Raw genomic sequence first — 25443 nt, forward strand, 5'->3', positions numbered from 1 at the left:
TCCGACATATAAGCGGTTCTAGTATTTGAATAAGCGGTACTAGCTAGAAGAATAAACTAAGGCACGTATTGTAAAATGCGTGCCTTATTTTTCACATGAGGGAGATACATATTCTTCCATATTACAAAGCTCCTGCATGAAAAATGACAGGGACCCTGGAACATGGTAAAATAGAAAATGTAACTTACAGAATGGTAAAGTGTGTTTCTTTCCATCTGTATGGATAATGCGTAGGAGAAAAGAGGTTGGTCGTATGAGTATCGTACCTATGGTTATTGAGCAAACGAGTCGCGGAGAACGATCTTACGATATTTATTCGAGACTTCTTAAAGATCGTATTATCTTTCTCAGTAATGCAATTGATGATGAGGTTGCGAATCTTGTGATTGCCCAGCTTTTGTTTTTGGCTGCTGAAGATCCTGAGAAGGACATCCATTTATACATCAATTCTCCTGGTGGTTCTATTACAGCGGGTATGGGTATATATGATACAATGCAGTACATTAAGCCGGATGTGTCTACGATCTGTGTGGGCATGGCTGCGAGTATGGGCTCATTGCTTCTTACGGCAGGGGCTCCAGGCAAGCGTTTTGCGCTGCCGAACAGTGAAGTAATGATTCATCAACCACTTGGTGGAGTGCAGGGCCAAGCGTCAGATATTAAGATTCACGCAGAATGGATTATTAAGACCAAACAGAAGGTTAATCAAATATATCTGGAACGCACCGGTCAAACCCTTGATAAGATTGAACGGGATACAGACCGCGATTTCTTCATGAGCGCAGAGGAAGCCAAGGCATACGGGATTATTGACCAGGTCATTACCAAACCCATTAAATCTTAAAGGGGTGTATACCATATATGTTCAAATTTAACGAAGAAAAAGGACAACTCAAATGTTCTTTTTGTGGTAAGTCACAAGAGCAAGTACGCAAACTTGTAGCCGGACCAGGCGTTTATATATGCGATGAATGTATCGAGCTTTGCACGGAGATTGTAGAGGAAGAACTCGGTCATGAAGAGGAGTTGGATCTTAAGGAAATTCCGAAACCTCGTGAAATTCGTGACATTCTCGACCAGTATGTTATTGGTCAGGATCAAGCTAAGAAATCCCTCTCCGTTGCCGTATATAACCACTACAAACGTGTAAATACCCAAAGTAAGATTGAAGATGTTGAGCTTCAGAAGAGTAACATACTGCTTCTGGGTCCTACAGGTTCAGGTAAAACTTTGTTGGCTCAAACTATGGCCAAGATTCTGAACGTTCCTTTTGCGATTGCGGATGCGACTTCCTTGACTGAAGCAGGATATGTAGGGGAAGATGTCGAGAACATCCTTCTGAAGCTGATTCAAGCCGCAGATTATGATGTGGAGAAGGCGGAGCGCGGAATTATTTATATCGACGAAATTGATAAAGTAGCCCGCAAATCCGAGAACCCATCCATTACACGCGACGTATCTGGTGAAGGGGTTCAGCAAGCCCTTCTTAAAATTCTTGAAGGCACGGTAGCTTCTGTTCCTCCACAAGGTGGACGTAAGCACCCGCATCAGGAATTTATCCAAATCGATACAACAAATATCCTGTTCATTTGCGGTGGTGCCTTTGACGGCCTGGAGCAAATGATCAAACGCCGCGTAGGTAAGAAAGTGATTGGCTTTAATGCTGCGGCAGACGGGCAAAAGGACCTGAAGCCAGGCGAATACCTCGGTATGGTTCTTCCAGAGGATCTGCTGAAGTTCGGCTTGATTCCAGAATTTGTAGGCCGTCTTCCAGTAATCTCTACCTTGGAGCCGCTGGATGAGAAGACGCTTGTGCGGATTCTTGCTGAGCCAAAGAATGCTTTGGTGAAGCAGTACCAGAAGCTGCTTGAGCTTGACAATGTGAAGCTTGAATTCGAACCGAAGGCGCTTGAAGCGATCGCCCGCGAAGCGATTAAGCGTAATACAGGTGCCCGTGGTCTTCGCGCCATTATCGAAGGAATTATGCTGGATGTCATGTATGAAGTGCCTTCACGCGATGATATCACGACCTGCGTAATTACGGAGAAAGTGGTTGAAGAGAAGGTTATTCCTGAACTTCAAGTTCAAAAGAACAATAAACAAGAAGAGAGCGCCTAAAGCAAAGCTGCAAGTGCTCGACTAAATATATGCTGAGTCTCCACCCGTTTTGGCTTTATAGATGCCAACTGCGGGTGGAGTTTGGCGTTATGGGAGAGACCTGAAAATGACATTCTTGAGACAAGATACACGGCCGGTTAAGGTAGGCAATCTGACGATTGGCGGCAGCAACGAAGTGCTCATTCAAAGTATGTGCACAACTAAAACTGCAGATGTGAAGGCCACAGTAGCTGAAATTTTACGTCTTGAAGAAGCAGGCTGTCAGCTCGTCCGTGTAACAGTGAATAATGAAGAAGCAGCTGCTGCAATCAAAGAGATTAAGAAGCAAATTCATATTCCTCTCGTAGCGGATATTCATTTCAACTATAAGCTGGCACTGCAGGCGATTGAGAACGGGATTGACAAAGTTCGTATCAATCCGGGGAATATTGGCCGCCGTGAGAAGGTAGAAGCTGTTGTGAAAGCTTGTAAGGAACGTGGCATTCCAATTCGTATCGGTGTAAATGCGGGCTCGCTGGAGAACCACCTGCTTGAGAAATACGGATATCCTACACCTGAAGCAATGGTTGAAAGCGCACTGTATCATATCGGGATTCTCGAGGAGCTGGATTTCCACGATATCATCGTATCGCTTAAGGCTTCGGATGTTCCTATGGCGATTGCCGCATACTCTAAAGCAGCAGAGGTAATCCCGTATCCACTGCATCTTGGAATCACCGAAGCGGGAACCTTGTTCTCGGGTACTGTCAAAAGTGCCGCGGGTATCGGTGCCCTGCTGTCGATGGGCATTGGTTCCACCCTTCGTATCTCGCTCAGCGCGGACCCGGTTGAGGAAGTTAAGGTTGCGCGTGAGCTGCTTAAGACGTTCAGCCTGATCTCCAATGCGGCGACTTTGGTCTCCTGTCCGACCTGCGGGCGGCTTGATATCGATCTATTCTCCATCGCTAACGAGGTAGAGGAATATATATCGAAGATCAAAGTGCCAATCAAAGTTTCAGTACTTGGGTGTGCTGTGAATGGCCCTGGTGAGGCACGGGAAGCTGATATTGGAATTGCAGGCGCCCGTGGTGAGGGCATGCTTTTCCGTTATGGAGAGATGATCCGTAAAGTCCCGGAAGCAGAACTGCTGACTGAGCTTAAGAAGGAAATCGATCATATTGTCGAGGTGTTTGAAGCTACCGGTGAAATCCCGGGCCGCAAAGAGCACAGCTTGAGATAGGAATACGCCGCACCGGATATGTGCATCCGGCTGCGGCTTTTTCATGTATAGGGCAAAATACACACTTCCCGAAAAAACCTAGTCTGCGGCGTTTACCCTCGGGCAAAAAGGCTATACTACCATGTAATAGGTTCACAAAATGGGAGGTATGGTCAACATGGATTTGAGTGTCATTATTATGGCGGTACAGTTGTTTTTTGCTGTAGTTATCGGGATATATTTTTGGAACCTGCTCCGCAGCCAGAAGGGGAATCGCAGCGCAGTGGACCGCGAATCCCGTAAGGAGATGGATAAGCTGCGCAAGCTGCGGGCGGTATCCTTGACAAAGCCTCTTGCGGAACGTGCCCGGCCTGCGACCATGAGCGACATTGTCGGTCAGAAGGATGGCCTTAAAGCACTCAAAGCGGCCCTATGCAGTGCCAATCCCCAGCATGTCATTATTTATGGACCGCCTGGCGTTGGGAAGACGGCCGCAGCCCGGGTTGTTATGGAAGAAGCGAAGAAGAATCCGCTGTCCCCCTTCAGGTCCGATGCCAAATTCACGGAAATCGATGCAACCACAGCGCGATTTGATGAACGGGGCATAGCAGATCCATTGATCGGATCGGTGCATGACCCGATTTATCAAGGGGCTGGCGCGATGGGGGTTGCCGGTATTCCTCAACCCAAGCCCGGCGCGGTGACCAAGGCTCATGGCGGGATTCTTTTTATAGATGAAATAGGAGAGCTTCACCCGGTCCAAATTAACAAGCTGCTTAAGGTGCTCGAGGACAGGAAAGTATTCCTGGAAAGCGCATATTATAACTCCGAGGACAACGGAACGCCGGCTTACATCCATGATATATTTCAAAATGGTCTTCCGGCTGACTTCCGGCTTGTCGGGGCAACCACACGTTCACCGCAGGAGCTGCCACCAGCGCTCAGATCGCGCTGTATGGAAGTGTTCTTCCGTCCGCTGCTGCCGGAGGAAATTTCTCAGATTGCCGGGGATGCTGTGAAGAGAATTGGGCTCGAGCCTTGTCCGGAGGCTATTGAAGTGATTAAGAAGTTCGCTACGAATGGCCGCGAGGCAGTGAATATGGTGCAGCTGGCTGCAGGACTGGCTTTGACGGAGAAACGCAATCAGCTTTCGGCTTCAGATTTGGAATGGGTAGCGACGAGCAGCCAGCTTGTTCCGAGACCTGAGCGCAAAATATATGCCCATCCGCAGGTGGGTGTCGTAAATGGGCTCGCGGTCTACGGACCTAACATGGGAACTCTGCTTGAGATCGAGGCTACTGCTGTTCCGGTTGAGAACGGCTTGGGAAGCTGCAACATTACAGGCGTTGTGGACGAAGAGGAAATTGGGGGCGGGAACCGGACTCTGCGCCGTAAGAGCATGGCTAAGGGCTCCGTCGAGAATGTGCTCACCGTACTCAAAAGCATTGGGCTTGACCCTTCTCATTATGATCTGCACATTAACTTTCCGGGCGGCACGCCAATCGACGGACCATCGGCTGGGCTCGCTATTGCAACGGCTATCGCATCAGCTATTCGGCATGTTGCTGTGGACAACCGCATCGCGATGACTGGAGAGCTCGGCATTCACGGAAGAGTGAAGCCAATTGGTGGAGTGGTTGCTAAGGTAGAGGCCGCTTTTCAGGCTGGGGCATCCACGGTGCTTATCCCCAAAGAGAATTGGCAGTCCTTGTTTGAGGGGCTTGAAGGTGTCAAAGTTATCCCTGTAGAAACGCTGAAGGAAGCATTCCAGCATGTGTTTGGGCTTGAAGCGGAAAGGACCTTTGGCCTTACTGTCGCGGGGGAAGTATTCTCCCCTCCGGCGGCTTCCTTCTTCCAGGCGGATTCCCCGCATAACTAGTCCCAGGCAATGAATAGAGCGGCTGCAGAGCAGCCGCTCTTCGTTGGTGTTTTAAAGTAACATTTGCTAAAATAGGAATAATATCTCCTGATAACTCTGAGTCTTTTGAGGGATAACATCAGGCAGAGGTTAGATTTTAAGCTGAGAACCATTGGAGGTGCGACAACGATGGGAACCCATAAATCGGGCAAAGGCCGTCGGTTTCCTTTGCTGCCGCTGCGAGGGCTGCTGGTCTATCCCAGCATGGTCCTGCATTTGGACGTCGGACGAGAGAAGTCCGTAAAGGCACTGGAAAAAGCGATGGTTGAAGATAATTTAATTCTCCTCTGTTCTCAATCTGAAGTGAACATTGAAGAGCCAACCCAGGAAGACATATTTAGAGTCGGTACCGTAGCGAAAGTCCGCCAAATGCTGAAGCTTCCGAACGGCACGATCCGTGTGCTGGTCGAGGGGATGGAGCGGGCTGAAATCATTCAGTACCTGGATACCGAAGAGTACTATGAGGTCATGGCGAAAGAGCTGCCGGAAGAGGAGACTTCCGATCCGGAAGTTGACGCATTAATGCGCACAGTTCTGACCCAATTCGAACATTATATTAACCTGTCCAAGAAGGTTACTCCGGAGACGCTTGCAGCTGTCTCGGATATCGATGAGCCCGGGCGGCTCGCGGATGTCATCACCAGCCACTTGTCCCTTAAGATCAAGGATAAGCAGGATATTCTGGAGACGGTGGATGTTCAGAAGCGTCTGGAGAAGCTGCTGGATATTTTGAATAATGAACGGGAAGTTCTTGAGCTGGAACGGAAGATCAGCCAGCGTGTGAAGAAACAGATGGAGAAGACGCAGAAAGAGTATTATTTGCGTGAGCAGATGAAGGCGATCCAGAAGGAGCTTGGCGAGAAGGAAGGCCGTGCCGGTGAAGTAGAGGAGCTTCGGGCCCAGTTGGAGGAGAAGCAGCTGCCTGAGAAGGTCCGGGAGAAGGTCGAGAAGGAAATTGACCGCCTTGAGAAAATGCCGGCAAGCTCCGCTGAAGGCGGCGTGATCCGCAACTATGTGGATTGGCTGCTGAGCCTGCCTTGGACCAAAGAAACCGAGGATGATCTTGATCTGCAAAAGGCCGAGCAGGTGCTCGATGAAGATCACTATGGTCTGGAGAAGCCGAAGGAGCGGGTTCTTGAATACCTGGCTGTGCAGAAGCTTGTTAAGAAGCTGAAAGGGCCTATTCTGTGTCTGGTAGGACCTCCGGGTGTGGGGAAAACATCCCTGGCACGCTCGATATCCCGGTCGCTCGGCCGTGAATTCGTACGCATCTCCCTCGGAGGGGTGCGGGATGAGGCTGAGATTCGCGGCCACCGCAGAACGTATGTGGGGGCAATGCCGGGCCGTATCATCCAAGGGATGAAGACGGCAGGGACACTCAATCCGGTCTTCCTGCTTGACGAAATTGACAAAATGGCTTCTGATTTCCGTGGAGACCCGTCCGCAGCATTGCTGGAGGTTCTTGACCCTGAACAGAACAACACGTTCAGCGATCATTTCATTGAGGTTCCCTTTGATCTGTCCAACGTTATGTTTGTGACAACAGCTAACGCTGTCCATAACATCCCGCGTCCGCTGCTGGACCGTATGGAAATGCTCTACATCCCGGGTTACACCGAGCTTGAGAAGCTTCAGATTGCAACCCGGTACCTTCTTCCGAAGCAGCGCAAAGAGCATGGGCTTAAGCCTGAGCAGCTGACGGTTGGCGAAGATGCCCTCCTGCGGACAATCCGGGAGTATACAAGGGAGTCTGGTGTCCGGAATCTGGAGCAGCAGGTAGCCGCTTTGGCCCGTAAGGCAGCCAAACGGATCGTCTCTGAGGAGATTGAGTCCATCGTAATCGAGCCTGATGACATCAAGGACTACCTCGGAGCTCCGAAATTCCGGTATGGCATGGCTGAGCTTGAAGATCAGATTGGTACGGTCACCGGCTTGGCATGGACCGAAGTTGGCGGCGAGACCCTGGTCATCGAAGTGACTGTTGTCCCAGGAACCGGCAAGCTGACCTTAACGGGTAAACTAGGGGATGTCATGAAGGAATCCGCGCAGGCAGCCTTTAGTTATACCAGATCAAAGGCCAAGGAACTTGGAATACCGTCCGACTTTCATGAGAAGAACGATATTCACATCCATATTCCGGAAGGAGCCATTCCGAAGGACGGTCCTTCCGCCGGAATTACGATTGCCACGGCTCTGATCTCGGCCCTTACGAACCGCCATGTGTCCAAGGATGTTGCAATGACCGGCGAGATCACCCTTCGCGGCAGAGTGCTGCCGATTGGCGGACTCAAAGAAAAATCGCTCGCGGCACACCGTGCCGGTTACAAGAAAATTTTGCTGCCCAAAGACAATGAGCGCGATCTGACCGATATTCCGGAGAGTGTGCGGAGCGATGTGCAATTCGTACCGGTCTCCCATATGGATCAAGTCTTGGAGCATGCACTCATTGAACAAAGTGATGTGCATTAGAGAGGAATAACACGAATGAAAGTAACAAGTTCCGAATTTATCATCAGTGCCGTGAGGCCTGATCAATATCCTGAAGACGGCTTGCCAGAGATTGCTCTGGCAGGTCGTTCCAATGTGGGAAAGTCCTCGCTGATCAACCGGATGATCAACCGGAAGAATCTGGCACGGACAAGCTCCACCCCCGGCAAAACCCAACACCTGAATTACTACCGGATTAATGATGTTTTATATTTTGTGGATTTTCCGGGTTACGGGTATGCCAAGGTATCGAAGGTCCAGCGTCAGGTCTGGGGCAGAATGATTGAGGAATTCCTGACAAACCGGGAGCCGCTGAAGCTCGTCCTGCTTGTCATTGATCTCAGACATCCGCCATCCAAAGATGACGAGCTGATGTACGATTGGCTGAAGCATTACGATATTCCTGTAGGGGTTGTGGCCACCAAGGCGGACAAAATTCCGAAGAGCCGTTGGCAGAAGCACATTAAAATTATTAAGGATGCGCTTGTGATGCGGGCGGGTGATGAGCTGATTATGTTTTCGTCTGAAGCAGGGATTGGCAAAGATGAGCTGTGGAGTCTGATTAGCCGCCACATCAGGACGGAAGAGGAGCATGATGAGACAGCCATCCTTGAGTAGGATGAACGTGGATTCGGTGAAAATGAGAGGGAACGGGAGAACTTTCAGCAGGAAAGTGAGTATGTTAAGGGATTGTCGCTTCTTAACTAGCCAAATTCCGTTTTTTTCTAAAATACGCTGAAAAATCATGATTGGAATACCGCGCAATTGTTTTAATGTGTAGTGTATAATTAACTACAAAGGATTAAAAGAATTGAGGAGATTTTTATGGCTCAGCGGTTAGCCACAGAGTATATTAAAGCCAGTTTGCGATTGTCGGAAGTTCAAATGGCCGAATTTGTTCACAGGATAGGCGATCCTCATGTCAGACAGCGGATTAAGGTGCTTGACGGGGGAGGACAAGAAGTGGTCCTGGAAGATGACCAGGGCGAGGAACTGCATCTGCCTTTTGATCGTAAGGATGGTTATTATATCTGTGAAGCGTCTTTCCGCTTGGTAAATCCCCCGATCACGAATGTTATGCGCCGATTGTTCGCAGCCTATAAAGGGACAGGAATCGTCAACCGCATTTATAATGGATTTGTGGTTATGTATCACTATGAAGAAGGCCGGGTACGCAAGATCACCGAGTATAATGGAGATACACCGAAGATTGTATTTGAATACAAGAATACGGTGGAGGAGCTTCAGCGATTGTACCGCTCCAATGAAGTGGAGATGGAGATCCATCGTATCCAACGGGGCATCAATGAGCTGCTCGATCTGCGGATCTCGGTTAAGGACGAACCTTCTATTAACGAGATTGATACCCAGCTTCGTCTGTATACACAACGATTGTTTGCATTAGAGGCTTAAGGAAGGCTGCCCTGAAAAATGGGCGGTCTTTTTTTTGAATAAAGTTCTAAAAAGTATTGCAATTGTCCTGAATAGATGTTATTTTTAATCTCGTTGAAAAGAATATAGGAACCAGGATTCACTCAGGACATTATGTTACGAGAGATTTTTCCCTCGGGAAGTGAATGACGTAGGTCCTAGCGGATGAAATTTTTCAAACATTTTATTCCTAGGAAGGGGGAACCGGAAGGTGGAATATTCAACTTTCGGAAGACACGTTGCTGTTGATACTTGGGGAGTCGATTTTGAGGTACTGAACAACGCGGAGCTATTGCAGGCTCACTTGGTGGAAGCTGCCGAGGCGTGCGGTGCAACCGTATTGTCGGTGCAAGCCAAACAGTTCGAACCACAAGGAGCTACGGTCCTTGTAATGCTGTCAGAGAGCCATCTCTCGATTCATACTTATCCTGAGAGAGGTTTTGCAGCTGTTGATTGTTACACATGTGGAGAAACAGTTGATCCACAGCTCGCCATTGATTACCTGGTGTCCATTTTGAAACCGGAGAAGACTTATGCCAAGAAGCTGATTCGCGGACTCGGAGAGCTTAAAGTCGAGACTCCTGAGCTCCAGCAGCAAGCTGAGTTGGTCTAACCGGAGCAGAACCTTTTACGCTAATATTTACATTGCATGTACTTCGCATTCTTTACTTGATGCGGGACAATGAAGTAACCATGGATTCTTCCATGGTTATTTGTTTTAATAATTGTCTATTCTGTTTACTATATGGGACCGCCGTGTACATGAGAACTTCATAAACAATTCATAAAAATCTCAAAGCAGCCGAAATGGACTGTGATATAATTAACAATGTAAGAAATACTAAACTTACTCATTCATTTAAAGGCAGGAGGACTTGCAATGCACATCGTCGTAGTCGGGTTGAACTATCGAACGGCGCCTGTGGAGGTTAGGGAACGCTTTACATTCGCAGACAAAGATATGCCGGCAGCGCTGTCGGAGTTGAAACGTACCAAGAGTGTATTGGAAGGCGTTGTTATCGCCACCTGCAACCGCACGGAGATTTATGTGGTCGTGGATCGGCTGCATATGTGCGGGTACTTCATCCGCAGCTTTATTGAACAATGGTTTGGGGTCTCCCGTCAGGAGTTCACCCAGCATTTATATATGTACGAAGATGATCAGGCGATTCGGCACTTGTTCCGGGTAGCCTGCGGACTGGATTCCATGGTTCTGGGAGAGACACAGATCCTGGGCCAGGTTAAACAGGCTTTCCTGCAGGCTCAAAGTGAAAAAGCGACCGGCACCTGGTTTAATATGCTGTTTAAGCAGGTAATTACCCTGAGCAAGCGCGCTCATTCCGAGACTTCGATCGGGGAGAGCGCGGTCTCAGTAAGCTATGCGGCTGTAGAGCTGGGCAAGCGGATTTTCGGTGATTTTTATGGGAAGAAAGTGTTGATTCTCGGGGCCGGAAAGATGAGCGAGCTTACAGTTAAGCATCTGTATTCCAGTGGTGCCGAACAGGTTCTTGTGGCCAACCGGACGTTTGCCCGCGCACAGGAACTGGCCGGCAAGTTCAACGGAACGCCTTGCACGATGCAGGAAGCTATGGACCAGCTTAAGGACGTGGACATTATTATCAGTTCCACGGGGGCCGAAGGCTACGTGCTGACCTCGTCGCAAGTGTCCCAGAGCATGAAGAAGCGCCCATCCCGTCCGCTCTTTATGATTGATATTGCGGTGCCGAGGGATATTGACCCTTCGATCTCCGAACTCCCTAACGTATTCCTGTATGATATTGACGATCTGGAAGGAATCGTGGAGAGCAATATGGAAATGAGACGTGCTGAGGCGCTTAAGATTGAAGCTATGATTGACCATGAGATGGATGTGTTTGCGAATTGGCTGCAGACACTTGGAGTGAAACCGATTATCCGGGCTCTCCAGGAGAAATCGTCCTCCATCTATGAAGATACGATGCAGAGCATGTTCAACAAGCTGCCTGAGCTGGATGAACATCAGCGCACAGTAATACGCCGCCTCACAAAGAGCATTGTGAATCAAATGATGCATGATCCCATTAACCGGATCAAGGAAATGGCTGGAGAGAAGCGCGGTGAACAGGCTTTGGAGATGTTCACTCAGATTTTTGCATTGGAAAAGCAGCTGGAAGAAGCTAAGGCCAAAGAAGCCAACCTGCGGGATGCTGACATTGTGGAACAGTCTAATGCCTCCAAGGGAGCTATTCGGGACAAAGCGCTCACAATAGCGCAGGTGTCCATTTAAGGCGGTGATCAGCCTTGGCGCTGCTAAGCGGGATCTATGACGCGATAATTTATATATATGCCCTGAGCCTTCTGTTTTATTTCTCGGATTGCATTCGCCGCAACGGGAGTGCAAAGCGAATGGGCGCAGGGCTTCTTGCTTGTGTGTTTGTTCTTCAGCTGGCAAGCATCAGCATACGTCTGTGGCAGGATGGCGCCAATATCCTGCTTTCTAATTATAACTATGTGCTTTTGATCTGTTTAAGCCTTGTAACGGCCGCATTTGTGCTGACTTTTAGGCAAAGAACCGAGTTCACAGTGCTGCTTATCAGTCTGATTGGGTTCGTGCTGACTGTTCTAAACCGGTTAAGTTACAGGGCGGTGGACTATTCAATTCACCATTCACAGACTTTTAACGGACTCATAAGCCTTCATATTGCCCTGGCTGTTGTGAGTTATGCGGCACTTACATTGTCTGCTGTATTTGCGATCATGTATTTGTTCCTTCACCGCAAGCTGAAACGCAAGAAGTGGAACGATACCGTAAGAAGGCTTCCGAGCCTTGAGGCGCTTGAGAAATATATCAACATTTCTATGCGTTGGGGAACCTCACTGTTGGCCGTATCCCTGATTGTAGGTGTCTCTGCTATTGTTGCGGAGAAACGGTGGGAGCTGCTGGCAGATATGAAGGTTGCCTTCACTTTCGTGGCATTGGTCATCTATACGGTATATTTTGCCGGAAGAAGGATGCAGCGGTACAGTGGAAAGGTGATGGCGAATTGGGCGATCATCGGTTATGTCGTAACGATTGCCAATTTCCTGCTGAATTCCTGGTCGGCCTTTCATCAGTGGACAGGGAGGTAGATTGACAGATGGATCATTATATTCCGATCATGCTCAAGGCCAAAGGGCTTCTCTGTGTTATTGTGGGCGGTGGACCTGTGGCTCAGCGGAAAACCGAATATATGCTCAGCGTAGGAGCATCGATCAAACTCATAAGTCCGGCTGTTACCGAGCCGCTTCATCAAGCTGCCCAAAATGGCAGCTTGATTTGGCATAAGAGGGAGTATCTCACAGGTGACCTGGCCGGAGCTGATCTGGTGTATGCGGCTACAGACCTCCCTGCTATCAACGAATTGGTGGCCGAGGAGGCGCGGCAGCTTCATATACCAGTAAATGTGTCTGGACCGGGACAGGGAGGGAATTTTATCTCACCTGCTGTAGTCCGGCGCGGTGGGCTCCTGATCGCCGTAAGCACATCAGGCGCTGGCCCGGCAGCAGCCCTTAGTATTTCAAAGGAGCTTGGAGACCGATACGGAGGAGAGTATGAGGTGTATATCGATTTCTTGAGCAGAATCAGAGACATTGTGAAGCGGGAGGTCAGCAGTGTCCGCAGGCGGCATGAGCTGCTTAGGGCCGCAGCTGAATTGAACATACTGGATGATATCCGCGGCGGAAGCTTCCAGATGTGGAATGAGCAGCAAATCAAGGATTGGATCCGAAGTTATGGTACATAAATTTGTTACATAAGGAGCTTATGCCATGCGCACGATTGTAGTAGGAACAAGACAAAGCCAGCTCGCCCTGACTCAGACAGATCAGGTTATTGAGGCTCTTAAGGAACTGTGTGCCCAGCACGCCCTCCCTTTTCAATTCGAAATCCGCAAGATTGTGACCAAGGGGGACCGCATCTTGGATGTGACTCTCTCCAAGGTCGGAGGTAAGGGATTGTTCGTAAAAGAAATTGAACAGGCGATGCTGGACAAGGAGATTGATCTGGCCGTTCACAGTATGAAGGACATGCCTTCTGAACTGCCGGAAGGGCTGATGAACGGCGCGGTGCCAAGGCGTGTAGATCCCAGGGACGCCTTGATCTCAAAGCACGGTCATACCTTAGACGATCTGCCGCAAAGAGCCAAGGTAGGAACAAGCAGCCTGCGCCGGGCCAGTCAGCTTAAGGCATACCGCCCGGATCTTCAGATTGAGGCGATCAGAGGAAACATCGACTCCCGGCTGAAGAAGCTAGAGACCGAAGGTTTTGATGCGATTATATTAGCAGCGGCTGGACTGTACCGGATGGGATGGGAGGACAGAATCACTTCGTATCTGCCGGTGGATGTATGTCTGCCTGCAGTGGGACAAGGGGCACTGGGGATTGAATGCCGGGAAGACGATGAAGAAGTCAGACATCTCCTCTCCTTATACAATGATCCCGAGACTGCCCTCACCGTGGCTGCTGAACGGAGCTTCCTGGGGGCTTTGAACGGAGGATGCCAGATTCCCATAGGAGCATTTGCCTCATTGGAAGATGCGAAGCCTGAAACTGGAGGAAACAGAATCCGGCTCACCGGACTGGTTGGTTCACCAGATGGAAGTGTAATTCTTAAAGAAAGCCTAGATGGCACAGATGCGGACCGGCTGGGCGAAGAAGTGGCCGACCTGCTAAGATCCAGAGGTGCGGAAGAGATATTGTCAGACGTTAGGGGATGAGAGAAGCATGGCGGGGAGAGTATATCTGGTTGGAGCCGGGCCTGGGGATGCCAGGCTGATCACGGTAAAAGGTCTTGCATGCATTCAAAAAGCCGATGTTGTCGTCTACGACAGATTGGCTAATCCGAGTCTGTTGAAGTCTATGAAGCCGGGAGCCGAGAAGGTATACGTCGGCAAACGTACGGACCGGCATACGATGAAGCAGGAAGACATCAATCAGCTTCTGGTCGACCTGGCTTTGGAAGGGAAGACCGTAACCCGGCTTAAGGGCGGAGACCCCACCATATTTGGCCGGGTTGGGGAAGAGGCTGAACTGCTTAGAAAGAACGGAATCTTTTATGAGATTGTGCCTGGGATTACCGCGGCTATTTCAGTGCCCGCCTATGCGGGTATTCCGGTTACACACCGGGACTATGCTTCGTCACTTTCAATTATAACCGGGCATGAAAGTCCCGATAAGCTGGATCATTCAATCCAATGGGATAAAGTAACGAACGCCACGGGAACGCTTATTTTTATGATGGGTGTGGCGAAGATCGGATATATCAGCCGCCAGCTGGTCAAGTACGGACGTTCGCCTGATACGCCTGTTGCTTTGATCCGATGGGGAACAAGGGCCGAGCAGGCTACTTTAATCGGAACGTTGGCGGATATTGAAGAGAAGGTGCTGGAGTCCGGCTTCAAGCCTCCTGCGGTCATTGTGGTTGGTGAGGTCGTGCTTCAGCGTGACCAATTGAAGTGGGCGGAAGCCTTGCCACTGTTCGGCACCAGAGTTCTTGTCACCAGATCCAGGGCTCAGGCGAGCCGCCTGGTTGAGCAGATCCAGGATCTTGGCGGTGAACCCTATGAGTTCCCCGTCATAGAGACCCGAATTCCGAAGGAGCCGGCCGCTCTTCAGGCGGTCTCAGAGGCTCTTGGCGAGCTTCACAAGTATAACTGGGTGTTCTTTACCAGTGTGAATGGGGTCGAATACTTCTTTGAGCATTTGAACCGGCTGGGTCTGGATATCCGTGCCCTTCATAAAGCAAGGATTGTTGCTGTGGGCCCGGCGACTAAAGAGGAGCTGGGGCGCAGAGGGCTTCGTGCCGAGGCTCTCCCTGAGCGTTTTCAGGCGGAAGGGTTGGCCGAGGCGTACGATGAGCTTCTAAAGCCTGGGCAGACCGTACTTCTTCCGAGAGGCAATCTGGCCCGGGCATGGCTTCCTGAGTTTTTGAAGTCAAAGGGGCTTGAGGTGACGGAAGCTGTTCTGTATGAGACCGTTCCTACTGGTGAGGACGACGATGAGCTTCTTAAGCTGATTGAAAAAGGCAAAATCCACGCGGTTACCTTCACCAGCTCTTCCACAGTAAGAAATCTGCTCGATATTCTTAAACGGATGGGGATTGAGGACCCGGCGGAGACTTTGAAAGACTCCGCAATCGCGTGCATCGGGCCGGTCACTGCCAAGACGGCTGAAGAAGCAGGCTTGAAAGTTTCCGTTCTGGCTGAAGAGTCCACATTGGATAGTCTTGTTGAGGCCTTGTGCCAATGGAAGTTAGAAAAATTGAAGTCAAGTTGTGAATGACTTATTAGCTACAGAGAACAAGGAGGCAGCTTTATTATGGCATTTCCAATTGTTAGGCATCGCCGCCTGCGGCAGAATGCGGCTATTCGCGGATTGGTCCGCGAAACAGTACTTACGGTGGATGACTTCATCCAACCGATCTTTGTGACTTATGGTACCGGAGTGAAAAATGAGATCAGTTCCATGCCTGGGGTATACCATTTCTCCCTGGATACCTTAAAGGATGAACTGAAGGAGATTGTGGACCTGGGGATTTCCGCCGTGCTGCTGTTTGGTATCCCTTCGGAAAAGGACCCTGTGGGCACCTCGGCTTTCGAAGAGAGCGGGATTGTACAGGAAGCTACAAGGGTAATCAAGTCTTTATATCCAGATATGCTGGTTGTTGCAGATACCTGCCTGTGTGAGTTCACAGACCATGGTCATTGCGGAATGGTTCATACGTTTGAGCGGGATGGTCATGTGCACGGAGATGTGCTCAATGACGAGTCGCTTGAGCTGCTGACACGTACGGCAGTATCCCAAGCCCGAGCGGGAGCTGACATTATTGCTCCTTCCAATATGATGGATGGCTTCGTACATGCCATTCGCCAAGGGCTGGATGAAGCCGGATTCCAGAACGTGCCGATTATGTCTTATTCGGTGAAGTATGCTTCCGCATTTTACGGACCGTTCCGTGAAGCGGCTGATTCTGCTCCGCAATTCGGGGACCGCAAGACTTACCAGATGGACCCGGCTAATGTCCGTGAAGCTCTTCGCGAGGCCGAATCCGATGTTCAAGAGGGGGCGGACATGCTGATGGTCAAGCCGGCCTTGGCCTTTATGGATGTGATCCGCCTGCTGCGTGAGCAGTTTGACCTTCCGCTTGTAGCGTACAATGTGAGCGGTGAGTACTCTATGGTGAAAGCGGCAGCCCTTCAGGGCTGGATCAATGAGAAAGCGATTGTCACCGAGATGCTGCTAGGCATGAAGCGTGCGGGAGCTGATATCATTATCACGTATTTTGCCAAAGATATGGCGCGCTGGCTGCGCGAGGGTAACTGAACAAGCTGATCTCACAAATTATCAGGTAGGGAGTGTCTTTTAATGAGTACAAATTCCTCTGTTCGTAATGATGAACGGTCACGGGAGGCTTTTGATCAGGCTAAAAAATATATTCCGGGCGGTGTGAACAGTCCGGTTCGTGCCTTTAAATCTGTCGGATTGACCCCCATCTATATTGATCACGGCGAAGGCCCACGCGTCTATGATATTGACGGTAACACCTTTATTGACTATGTCGGCTCATGGGGTCCATTGATTATGGGACATGCCCATCCTGAGGTCGTTAAGGCCGTTCAGGCGGCTGCTGCCAAAGGAACAAGTTTTGGGGCTCCAACGCTGCTGGAAACGGAAATGGCCAAGCTCGTGGCGGAACGGGTTCCGTCCATCGATATCGTGCGTATGGTGAGTTCGGGAACCGAAGCGACCATGAGTGCGATCCGGCTTGCCCGCGGGTACACAGGCCGCAACAAAATCATGAAGTTCGAAGGCTCCTATCATGGCCATGCGGACAGCCTGCTGATTAAAGCTGGATCTGGAGTGGCGACCCTGGGGCTGCCGGACAGCCCGGGAGTTCCCGAAGGGGTTGCAGCTAATACCATCACTGTGCCTTATAACGACCTGGATTCCGTGAAGCTGGCGTTTGAGAAATTCGGGGAGGAAATTGCCGGTATAATTGTGGAGCCTGTAGCTGGAAACATGGGCGTGGTTCCGCCTCTTCCCGGATTCCTGGAAGGCCTGCGGGAGATCACAAGCAAGTATGGCAGCCTGCTGATCTTTGATGAGGTTATGACCGGGTTCCGTGTGCATATGAACTGTGCCCAAGGACGTTTCGGTATTACTCCGGACTTAACCTGTCTAGGCAAGGTTATCGGTGGCGGCCTTCCTGTTGGCGCGTATGGCGGCAAAAGGGAGATCATGGAGCAGATTGCTCCGACCGGACCAATCTACCAGGCAGGCACGCTAAGTGGGAATCCGCTGGCTATGACCGCGGGATATACGACCTTGTCCCTGCTGACACCTGAAGTGTATGAGCGCCTTGAAGCTCTGTCAGCAAGGCTTGAGGCAGGACTACTGCAGAATGCCAAGGAGCGGGGAGTTGCAATCTCGGTTAACCGTGTGGGATCGATGGTGTGTCCTTTCTTTACCGAAGAGAAAGTAACAAATTACGACACAGCCAAGACAAGTGACCTGAACAAATTCAACAAGTATTTCGCCGCTATGATCGACGAAGGTATCAGCGTTCCTCCTTCCCAATTTGAAGGGATGTTTGTATCCGGCGTTCATACGGAGGAAGATATCGACGCCACCATTGAAGCCAACCGCCGTGCGCTGCAGAAGCTATGAGCTACAAAGGCAGTGCGGTAAAACGCGGCGAGTGGCTGGAGCTTATGCCCGGCAAAGTAGGGCAGACGGATCAAGATCCATATACCGCAGCAATTGGATGGTTGGAGGGCACGCTTCAGGTGCCCTCCAAACTTCTGTTTCGGCTTAAGCAGAATGACGAAATTAAAGTCGCAGGCGACCGGATTCGGGTACGCTTGTTTCCGAAAAGGGACTACGGATTTGAGCCTCACTGGGATGAATTAAATGTGCTGTATGAAGATGATTACTGTCTTGTTGTGCATAAGCCGGTTGGCCTGAAGGTTCATCCGGCTGGGGACGGACAGGGACTCACGCTGGCCAACCTAGTGGCTGCCCATTACGCGGGGCAAGGGGAACAAGCTGCTGTACGTCATATCCATCGTCTGGATGAGTTTACTTCCGGACCGGTACTGTATGCCAAGAACGAATATGCCCAGCTGATCCTGGACGAGTCCATGCGTGCGAAAGGAATTGACAGGACTTACGCTGCAATTGTGGAAGGAATCTTGGACCCTTCTATTCACCGGATTGACGCGCCAATTGGCAGGGACCGGCACCATGCTAAGCGTCAGAGGGTATCCCCCGGTGGGAAGCCTGCGGTTACCCGGGTGATACGGGCGGAGTCTTTTGGTTCTTTCAGCTTGGTCCGTCTTGAGCTGGAGACCGGCAGAACGCATCAAATCCGGGTTCATATGAGCTATATTGGCCATCCTTTGGTTGGTGATACCCTCTACGGAGGGAGCAATACATTTACGAGCTATCAGGCTCTGCATGGGGAGAGCCTTACTTTTCCCCACCCTTTGACCGGTGAGCAGCTGGTGATTCAGGACCCGTGGCCAAAACAGTTTGTAGATTTATATCACAAGCTCTCTGGGAATCCCCGGCTGTAAAAACTGTACGGACCACAAAAAGAATGGCATGCTCTCCTTTTTGAAGCATATAGATTAAACGAGTAATGAAACCTTGTTTGGATATGCGTAAAAAGGAGGTTATACCGTTGACGGACCAATCCTATGGATTGAGGTTTGATATTTACGAACGAGTGCACTTGGCGGAAGAGACGGCCGGTATTCAAGAGTTGGTTGAACTGGAAATCCTTCCGAAAATTCAAGTCATTCCAGGTAATGAATATGCGGCGCTCCGTGGACATCTGCATGTAACCGGATTGTATCGTGGGGAAGGTGAGACGCAGGAGCTCTCTCATTTGATTCCGGTAGAAATTACGATTCCTCTGAGCCGGGTGAACCGTCTGGAAGATATCACAGTGGAAATTGAGAATTTCGATGTGGATGTGCTCGGAACCCATAGCCTTAATATCACCGGTGTGTTATCTCTGAGAGGCATTGAGACGGTTGCTTTTGTCTCTGGTGCTGGGGCATGGAGCGATGAGGAGTATACCGCACATCACGAAGCAGGCCGGGAGGAGCAGGAGACGTTCGCCGCTCAGGAACCTGGTCAGTCCGAACCTTCAGTTCCTGTGTTCTCTGAACCAGCAGCCGAGACTTATTGGTCGCTTCCGGAGATTCAGGAACAGAATCCGGTTGAGCCGGTATCTGTTCAAGAGAAGGAGGCTTTTACAGCCTCAGCGGACTCCGAATGGGCGGACAAGGAATCCGAGGAAAATGTAACACAAGCGAAGGATATTGCTTGGAATGTGGAACAACCCCAAGCGAAGGATATTACCTGGAATGTGGAACAACCCCGTACCCAGGAGAGTCTGGCCGGGGAGCGAATTTCCTCCAAAGTGGAGTCAGCGGATGAACCGGTGGCAGCCAAACAAGACGCTGAAGAGCCAGCAGCTCAACCGGTAGCGGCCAAACCGGTGGCAGCCAAACCAAACGGCGAAGACTCAGCTGCCGAACCTGCTGCCGTATGGCAGTTTGAGCAGCCTGCTTCTGCCCCGGCAGCGCCGGAGGAAGGGGACCGCATCTATACCGCCGAAGAGTACCTCGATCAGGTACAGGAGCCTACATCAGGGGAAGCTGTTCCAGCTGATGCGGAGATCCAAGCACCAGTTGAAGAAAAGCCCGAGCTCAAAATTGCCCTTGGCAGCAAAAAAACTCCCCAAGTGGATGTGCAGGAGTCTGTGCCTTTAAGCTCTCTTTTACAATCCAGCCGGCCTCCAAAAGAAGCCGAAGTTGTGGAAGAAGCACAGCAGGATACGGGGACAGAATACAAGGAGGACAGGGAAGACGTCCGCTGGAAAAGTCTGTTTATTTCCAATGTTCAGGACCAGACTCCTTTCCGGCAGGTGAAGCTTGTGATCGTGCAAAGGGAGGAGACGATTGATGTGATTGCCGACCGCTATCAGATCAATCCCCGTGAGCTTTTGCTGTATAACCGGCTCTCTGAACAGAGCCTGGAGGAAGGGCAAATTCTATATATCCCTTAATTGTTTGGAGTTTCACTAAGCCCCTGTGCCCCGCGCAGGGGCTTAGCTGCGGTCTGAGGAAAAAGTATGTAAAACGCCTATTATTGACTAACTCTGTTATCCACGTTATTATTATAGGGATCAAAGCTTAAAGACATGGAACGGGAATAGTAGGCAGAGTGCCCTTCAGAGAGCGGAATTACTGTTGCTGTGAGGTTTCGCAGGTTGCAGCTGACCGAAGTCGCCCGGGAGTCGTCCATTTGAGCAGCTCTTGTGTTAGAATGGACCGGTCACAGCCGTTATCTGTATGAGTGTCGCAAATTCTATCGGAATCCCCTGCTATTGGAAACCTGTTTTTGCGAAACAAAGGTGGTACCGCGAAAGTCAAAGCCTTTCGTCCTTTGAGACGAAGGGCTTTTTTTGTTTTTTCACCTATTCCAGGCGTTAATTGGGAATAATTGTAGAAAAAATCTTAATGATGACCAATTACCCCTAAATTATTGGAGGTATGTGTAATGTCAGAAATTAACCAAGAGTCGTCCCCGGTAAACATGCCGACGACGTATGATCCAAAATCCGCTGAGGAGAAGTGGTACCGTTATTGGAAGGAAGGGAACTATTTTAAGGCTGGAGAGCGCAAGGATGCGGAACCGTTCACTATTGTAATCCCGCCGCCTAACGTAACCGGTATGCTGCATATTGGACATGCGCTTGATTTTACACTCCAAGACATTATGATCCGGACCAAACGCATGCAGGGTTATGATGCACTCTGGCTTCCGGGCACAGACCATGCCGGGATTGCCACACAGACTAAGGTCGAACAAAAGCTTAGGGAGAACGGGGTTACCCGATATGATCTGGGCCGGGAGAAGTTCCTGGAGAAGGTATGGGAATGGAAGGACCAGTATGCGGAAACGATTCATGAGCAGTGGGCCAAAATGGGCTTCTCGTTGGACTATTCACGCGAGCGTTTTACCCTTGATGAAGGATTGTCCAAGGCGGTTCGTGAGGTATTCGTTAAGCTGTATAATAAGGGCTTAATCTACCGCGGCAAACGCATTATTAACTGGGACCCGGCAGCCCGTACGGCGCTTTCGGATATTGAAGTGGATTATAAAGAGGTAAACGGTCATTTGTACCACCTTCAGTATCCGTTGAAAGATGGAAGCGGCCATATTACAGTTGCGACTACCCGTCCTGAAACGATGCTGGGAGATACGGCTGTGGCGGTTCATCCAGAGGATGAACGGTATGCCCATCTAATCGGCCAATATCTGGTGCTGCCAATCGTGGGCCGGGAAATCCCAATCATTGGGGATGAGTATGTCGAGAAGGAATTCGGAAGCGGGGCTGTGAAGATCACACCGGCTCACGATCCGAATGACTTTGAGGTGGGCCTCCGTCATGATCTGCCCCAGATTACGGTTATGGATGAGAGCGGCAAGATGAATGAGGCGGCAGCCAAGTATCAAGGACTTGATCGCAGCGAGTGCCGCAAGCAGATTGTGAATGATCTGAAGGAGCTAGGGGTGCTTATTCGGATCGAGGATCATGTACATCAAGTGGGACATAGCGAGCGGACAGGTGTAGTGGTTGAGCCGTATTTATCCACTCAGTGGTTCGTGAAGATGGAGCCTTTGGCTGTGGAAGCGATCAAAGCTCAAAAATCAGGGGACGGTGTGCAGTTCGTGCCGGACCGTTTCGAGAAAATATATCTGCACTGGATTGAGAACATCCGTGACTGGTGTATTTCCCGCCAGCTTTGGTGGGGGCACCGGATTCCGGCTTGGTATCATGAGACTACCGGGGAACTGTACGTAGGTACTGAAGCTCCTGAGGGCGAAGAATGGCGCCAGGATGAAGACGTGCTGGATACCTGGTTCAGCTCGGGGCTGTGGCCGTTCTCCACGCTTGGCTGGCCGGATACGGAAAGTGAGGATTTCAAACGCTTCTTCCCAACGAGCGTACTCGTAACTGGGTATGACATTATTTATTTCTGGGTAGCCCGGATGATCTTCACCGCTCTTGAATTTACTGGACAGAAGCCGTTCAAGGACGTGCTGATTCATGGTCTGGTCCGCGACAGCGAGGGACGCAAGATGTCCAAGTCGCTGGGCAACGGCGTTGATCCGCTGGAGGTTATCGAGAAATACGGCGCTGATGCTATGCGCTACATGGTCTCAACCGGCAGCACACCAGGGCAGGATTTGCGCTTCCGCTGGGAAAAGGTGGAGCAGGCGCGCAACTTCGCCAACAAGATCTGGAATGCTTCCCGTTTTGCGCTTATGAATCTTGAAGGCGTACAATATGAGGATATCGATATCAGCGGCGACCTGAGCACCGCGGACCGGTGGATACTGCACCGCTTCAATGAAACCGCCCGTGATATTACCCGGCTTATCGATTCCTATGAATTCGGGGAAACGGGCCGCCTGCTGTATAACTTTATCTGGGATGATCTGTGTGATTGGTACATTGAATTCGCGAAGCTGTCCCTGTATGGGGAAGATGCGGCAGCGAAAAGCAAGACCCAATCCGTTCTTGCTTATGTGCTTGACCGCACGCAGCGCCTGATTCACCCGTTCATGCCGTTTATTTCTGAAGAGATCTGGCAGCATCTGCCGCATCAGGGCGAAACCATCACTCTGGCGGAGTGGCCTAAATACGACGCCGCGTTGGAAGCTCCGGATGCCGTAGAAGAGATGAACCTGCTGATTGACTTGATCCGTGCGGTACGAAACGTACGGGCCGAGGTGAATGTTCCTATGAGCAAGAAGGTTGAACTGATCGTGAAGCCAAGCTCTGAGAAAGCGAATGGAATCATTCAGCGCAATGAGAATTACATCCGCAGATTCTGCAACACTTCGGAGTTCTCTATCTCCATGGATGCGACAGCACCGGATAAAGCGATGAGTGCTATTGTAACCGGGGCGGAGCTGTACTTCCCGCTGGCCGGATTAATTGATATCGGACAAGAAATTGCCCGCTTGCAAAAAGAATATGAGCACTTGACCAAAGAGGTCGAGCGTGTAGAGAAGAAGCTGGGTAACGCAGGCTTCGTTGCCAAGGCTCCGGCCAAGGTGATCGAAGAGGAAAAAGCGAAGATGCAGGACTACTCCGAGAAGCGCGCCAAAGTGCAGGCCCGCATCGAAGAGTTGAAGGGATAACTCCCAGAGCTGATACCCCAAGCGCCCTGCACCGAAGGAGCAGCGACTCCCGAAAGGGAGAGCGCTCTAGGCAGGCCGTAGCAGGAAGAAGCCCAACCTAGGGCGCCCAAGTGCTCTGCACCGAAGGAGCAGCGACTCCCGCAGGGAGAACGCTCTAGGCAGGCCGTACAGAAAGAAGCCCAACCGGGTCACCCCAAGTGCCCTGCACCAAAGGAGCAGCGACTCCCGAAGGGAGAGCGCTCTAGGCAGGCCGTAGCAGGAAGAAGCCCAACCGGGTCGCCCCAAGCGCCCTGCACCGAAGGAGCAGCGACTCCCGAAGGGAGAGCGCCCCCAGCAGGCTGTAGCAGGAAGAAGCACAACAAGAGGCGCCCCAAACGCCCTGCACCGAAGGAGCAGCGATTCCCGCAGGGAGAGCGCTCTAGGCAGGTCGTAGCAGAAAGAAGCACAACCGGGGGCGCCCTCTACAGCAGGAGCACCCAAAGTAAAGCGTACCCCCAACGGGGGTGACAAGCGGCTCACACGCCGTAGTAGATCAGGTGATCACCACCCCCGCCCCCCCGCCGAAAATTTCGGGTGTCCAGAGGGCGAAGCCCTTGGGGCCCTCCCTTCTAGGGAGGGTTTGGGAGGGTACCACCCCCCAATAAAAGGAGCAGGTTCTCTTATGCAAGACGACATAACTAACCCTCTGCGTTCTTACGCGGAAGCCGTAGACTGGATTAACGGCTTGATTCCGTTTGGAATCCGGCCAGGCTTGGAGCGGATTGAGGCTCTCATGGAGCGCCTTGACAATCCGCACCGGAAACTGAAATTCATACATGTGGCAGGAACGAATGGAAAGGGCTCCTCATGTGCCTTTTTGACGAAGACACTGCTTACATGCGGATATTCGGTAGGGACATATACCTCACCGTATATCACAAAGTTTACAGACCGTTTTCAATATAATGGCGGGAATATTCCGGACGAGACCCTGCTGGAGCTGGCTAACCGCCTTCATCCGCACGTTCAGGAACTGGCTGCAACCGAGCTGGGGTCCCCGACCATGTTTGAGGTAAGTACGGCGCTGGCCATTTTGTATTTTGGTGAAGTCTGTTATCCTGATGTGGTGGTTTGGGAGACCGGGCTTGGAGGCAGAATGGATGTTACCAATATTGTGACCCCCATTGTCTCCTTGATTACGAATATTGGATTTGATCACACAGATATTCTGGGAGATACCCTTGAGCAGATCGCCCGCGAGAAAGCGGGTATTATTAAGCCGGGGGTGCCCGTGGTCAGCTGCGTGGAGCAGCCGGAAGCTATCGCTGTGCTGAAGGAAACCGCAGCTGCCCGCAAAAGCACGCTGTACCTGCTGAATGAGCAGTTCAGTTATGAACGCAGGGAGGTTACTTCTAAGCAGCAGAACATCGTCTTTAGAGGGCCTTTCCGCAGCATGGAGCTAACTGTATCTCTACAGGGAGAGCACCAAAGCAAGAACGCCGCGGGCGTTATGATGGTGCTTGAAGTATTACGGCAGTACATGGCTTTTGTCCTGGAGGACGATGAGGTTGCCGCAGGATTTAAAGATACATTCTGGGCAGGAAGAATGGAGCAGATCTCGGAAGATCCGCTGCTGATACTGGATGGGGCTCATAATCCTGAGGGCGCCGAGTCTCTCGCGAAGAGCATCCAGGAGAATTACCGCTACAAAAAACTGAATTTGATGATGGGGATGCTTAGCAATAAGCATCATCGCGCCTACTTAGAGCATATATTACCAATAGTGGATACGCTTATCCTTACCGAGCCTGATTTCCGCAGGTCTATGGACGCGCAGAGTTTATATGATCTGGTGCAGCAGCTGCGGAATGAGGTGGCGAAGCCGAATTTGGAAGTTATAGTAGAACGTGACTGGAAAGCAGCGCTTGAGCTGCTCAAGTCGCGGACGGAACGGGAAGATCTTGGGGTGGTGTCAGGCACGCTTTATTTGATTTCCGACGTGCGCGCGGCCCTTTTGCATCAAACCGATTCTGAAAAAGGTTGGTGAACATTTTGTCCAATACAACATTA

Annotated in this window: 19 protein-coding genes and 1 other annotated feature; all 19 genes read left to right on the forward strand. The window is 50.8% G+C overall.

The window, feature by feature from the left end:
• Positions 1-253: 253 nt before the first annotated feature.
• The 19 genes from clpP (at position 254) to BN6628_RS06520 (ending at position 25420) form a co-directional block, all read left to right on the forward strand.
• On the forward strand, positions 254-844 hold the full coding sequence (gene clpP, locus BN6628_RS06430; RefSeq protein WP_068615707.1) for an ATP-dependent Clp endopeptidase proteolytic subunit ClpP: 591 nt from the start codon (positions 254-256) through the stop codon (positions 842-844).
• Positions 845-861: 17 nt separating this feature from the next.
• Complete coding sequence (clpX, locus tag BN6628_RS06435) at positions 862-2118, forward strand: ATP-dependent protease ATP-binding subunit ClpX (protein WP_068615711.1); 1257 nt, start codon at positions 862-864, stop codon at positions 2116-2118.
• 106 nt (positions 2119-2224) lie between these two features.
• Complete coding sequence (gene ispG / locus BN6628_RS06440; RefSeq protein ID WP_068615713.1) at positions 2225-3337, forward strand: flavodoxin-dependent (E)-4-hydroxy-3-methylbut-2-enyl-diphosphate synthase; 1113 nt, start codon at positions 2225-2227, stop codon at positions 3335-3337.
• Between the two features lie 157 nt (positions 3338-3494).
• Positions 3495-5195 carry an ATP-dependent protease LonB gene (gene lonB, locus BN6628_RS06445; RefSeq protein WP_068615715.1) on the forward strand — a complete coding sequence of 567 codons (1701 nt, stop codon included), beginning with the start codon at positions 3495-3497 and terminating at the stop codon, positions 5193-5195.
• Positions 5196-5363: 168 nt separating this feature from the next.
• Positions 5364-7703, forward strand: coding sequence for an endopeptidase La (gene lon / locus BN6628_RS06450; protein WP_068615717.1), 2340 nt, complete (start codon positions 5364-5366; stop codon positions 7701-7703).
• Between the two features lie 15 nt (positions 7704-7718).
• Positions 7719-8339 (forward strand): ribosome biogenesis GTP-binding protein YihA/YsxC, encoded by a 621-nt coding sequence (gene yihA / locus BN6628_RS06455; RefSeq protein WP_068615719.1) that lies wholly within the window; start codon positions 7719-7721, stop codon positions 8337-8339.
• Positions 8340-8546: 207 nt separating this feature from the next.
• Positions 8547-9134 carry a non-ribosomal peptide synthetase module gene (locus tag BN6628_RS06460; RefSeq protein WP_068615721.1) on the forward strand — a complete coding sequence of 196 codons (588 nt, stop codon included), beginning with the start codon at positions 8547-8549 and terminating at the stop codon, positions 9132-9134.
• A 229-nt stretch (positions 9135-9363) separates the two neighbouring features.
• Positions 9364-9765 carry an adenosylmethionine decarboxylase gene (gene speD / locus BN6628_RS06465; RefSeq protein WP_068615724.1) on the forward strand — a complete coding sequence of 134 codons (402 nt, stop codon included), beginning with the start codon at positions 9364-9366 and terminating at the stop codon, positions 9763-9765.
• A 267-nt stretch (positions 9766-10032) separates the two neighbouring features.
• Positions 10033-11418, forward strand: a complete 1386-nt coding sequence (gene hemA / locus BN6628_RS06470) for a glutamyl-tRNA reductase (protein ID WP_068615725.1) — start codon at positions 10033-10035, stop codon at positions 11416-11418.
• 119 nt (positions 11419-11537) lie between these two features.
• The gene (ccsA, locus tag BN6628_RS06475) at positions 11538-12260 is read left to right on the forward strand and encodes a cytochrome c biogenesis protein CcsA (protein WP_235847591.1); all 723 of its coding nucleotides are present in this window, start codon (positions 11538-11540) and stop codon (positions 12258-12260) included.
• 8 nt (positions 12261-12268) lie between these two features.
• Complete coding sequence (locus BN6628_RS06480) at positions 12269-12913, forward strand: precorrin-2 dehydrogenase/sirohydrochlorin ferrochelatase family protein (protein ID WP_068615727.1); 645 nt, start codon at positions 12269-12271, stop codon at positions 12911-12913.
• A 25-nt stretch (positions 12914-12938) separates the two neighbouring features.
• The gene (gene hemC, locus BN6628_RS06485; protein ID WP_068615730.1) at positions 12939-13886 is read left to right on the forward strand and encodes a hydroxymethylbilane synthase; all 948 of its coding nucleotides are present in this window, start codon (positions 12939-12941) and stop codon (positions 13884-13886) included.
• 7 nt (positions 13887-13893) lie between these two features.
• Positions 13894-15450 carry a uroporphyrinogen-III C-methyltransferase gene (cobA, locus tag BN6628_RS06490; RefSeq protein ID WP_068615732.1) on the forward strand — a complete coding sequence of 519 codons (1557 nt, stop codon included), beginning with the start codon at positions 13894-13896 and terminating at the stop codon, positions 15448-15450.
• A 36-nt stretch (positions 15451-15486) separates the two neighbouring features.
• Positions 15487-16491: a porphobilinogen synthase gene (hemB, locus tag BN6628_RS06495; protein ID WP_068615734.1), complete on the forward strand. Its 1005-nt coding sequence runs from the start codon at positions 15487-15489 to the stop codon at positions 16489-16491.
• A gap of 42 nt (positions 16492-16533) precedes the next feature.
• Positions 16534-17835 (forward strand): glutamate-1-semialdehyde 2,1-aminomutase, encoded by a 1302-nt coding sequence (hemL, locus tag BN6628_RS06500; RefSeq protein WP_068615735.1) that lies wholly within the window; start codon positions 16534-16536, stop codon positions 17833-17835.
• Positions 17832-18743 (forward strand): RluA family pseudouridine synthase, encoded by a 912-nt coding sequence (locus tag BN6628_RS06505; protein ID WP_068615737.1) that lies wholly within the window; start codon positions 17832-17834, stop codon positions 18741-18743. The genes hemL and BN6628_RS06505 overlap by 4 nt, the downstream gene beginning before the upstream one ends.
• A gap of 107 nt (positions 18744-18850) precedes the next feature.
• Positions 18851-20245 (forward strand): LysM peptidoglycan-binding domain-containing protein, encoded by a 1395-nt coding sequence (locus BN6628_RS06510; RefSeq protein WP_157692463.1) that lies wholly within the window; start codon positions 18851-18853, stop codon positions 20243-20245.
• Positions 20246-20372: 127 nt separating this feature from the next.
• Positions 20373-20629: a binding site (T-box leader), on the forward strand.
• A 110-nt stretch (positions 20630-20739) separates the two neighbouring features.
• Complete coding sequence (locus BN6628_RS06515; protein ID WP_068615739.1) at positions 20740-23394, forward strand: valine--tRNA ligase; 2655 nt, start codon at positions 20740-20742, stop codon at positions 23392-23394.
• A 661-nt stretch (positions 23395-24055) separates the two neighbouring features.
• On the forward strand, positions 24056-25420 hold the full coding sequence (locus tag BN6628_RS06520; protein ID WP_068615741.1) for a bifunctional folylpolyglutamate synthase/dihydrofolate synthase: 1365 nt from the start codon (positions 24056-24058) through the stop codon (positions 25418-25420).
• Positions 25421-25443: the final 23 nt, after the last annotated feature.

Origin of the sequence: Paenibacillus tuaregi, from assembly GCF_900086655.1 — a bacterium.
GTDB classification, from domain to species: Bacteria; Bacillota; Bacilli; order Paenibacillales; family Paenibacillaceae; genus Fontibacillus; species Fontibacillus tuaregi.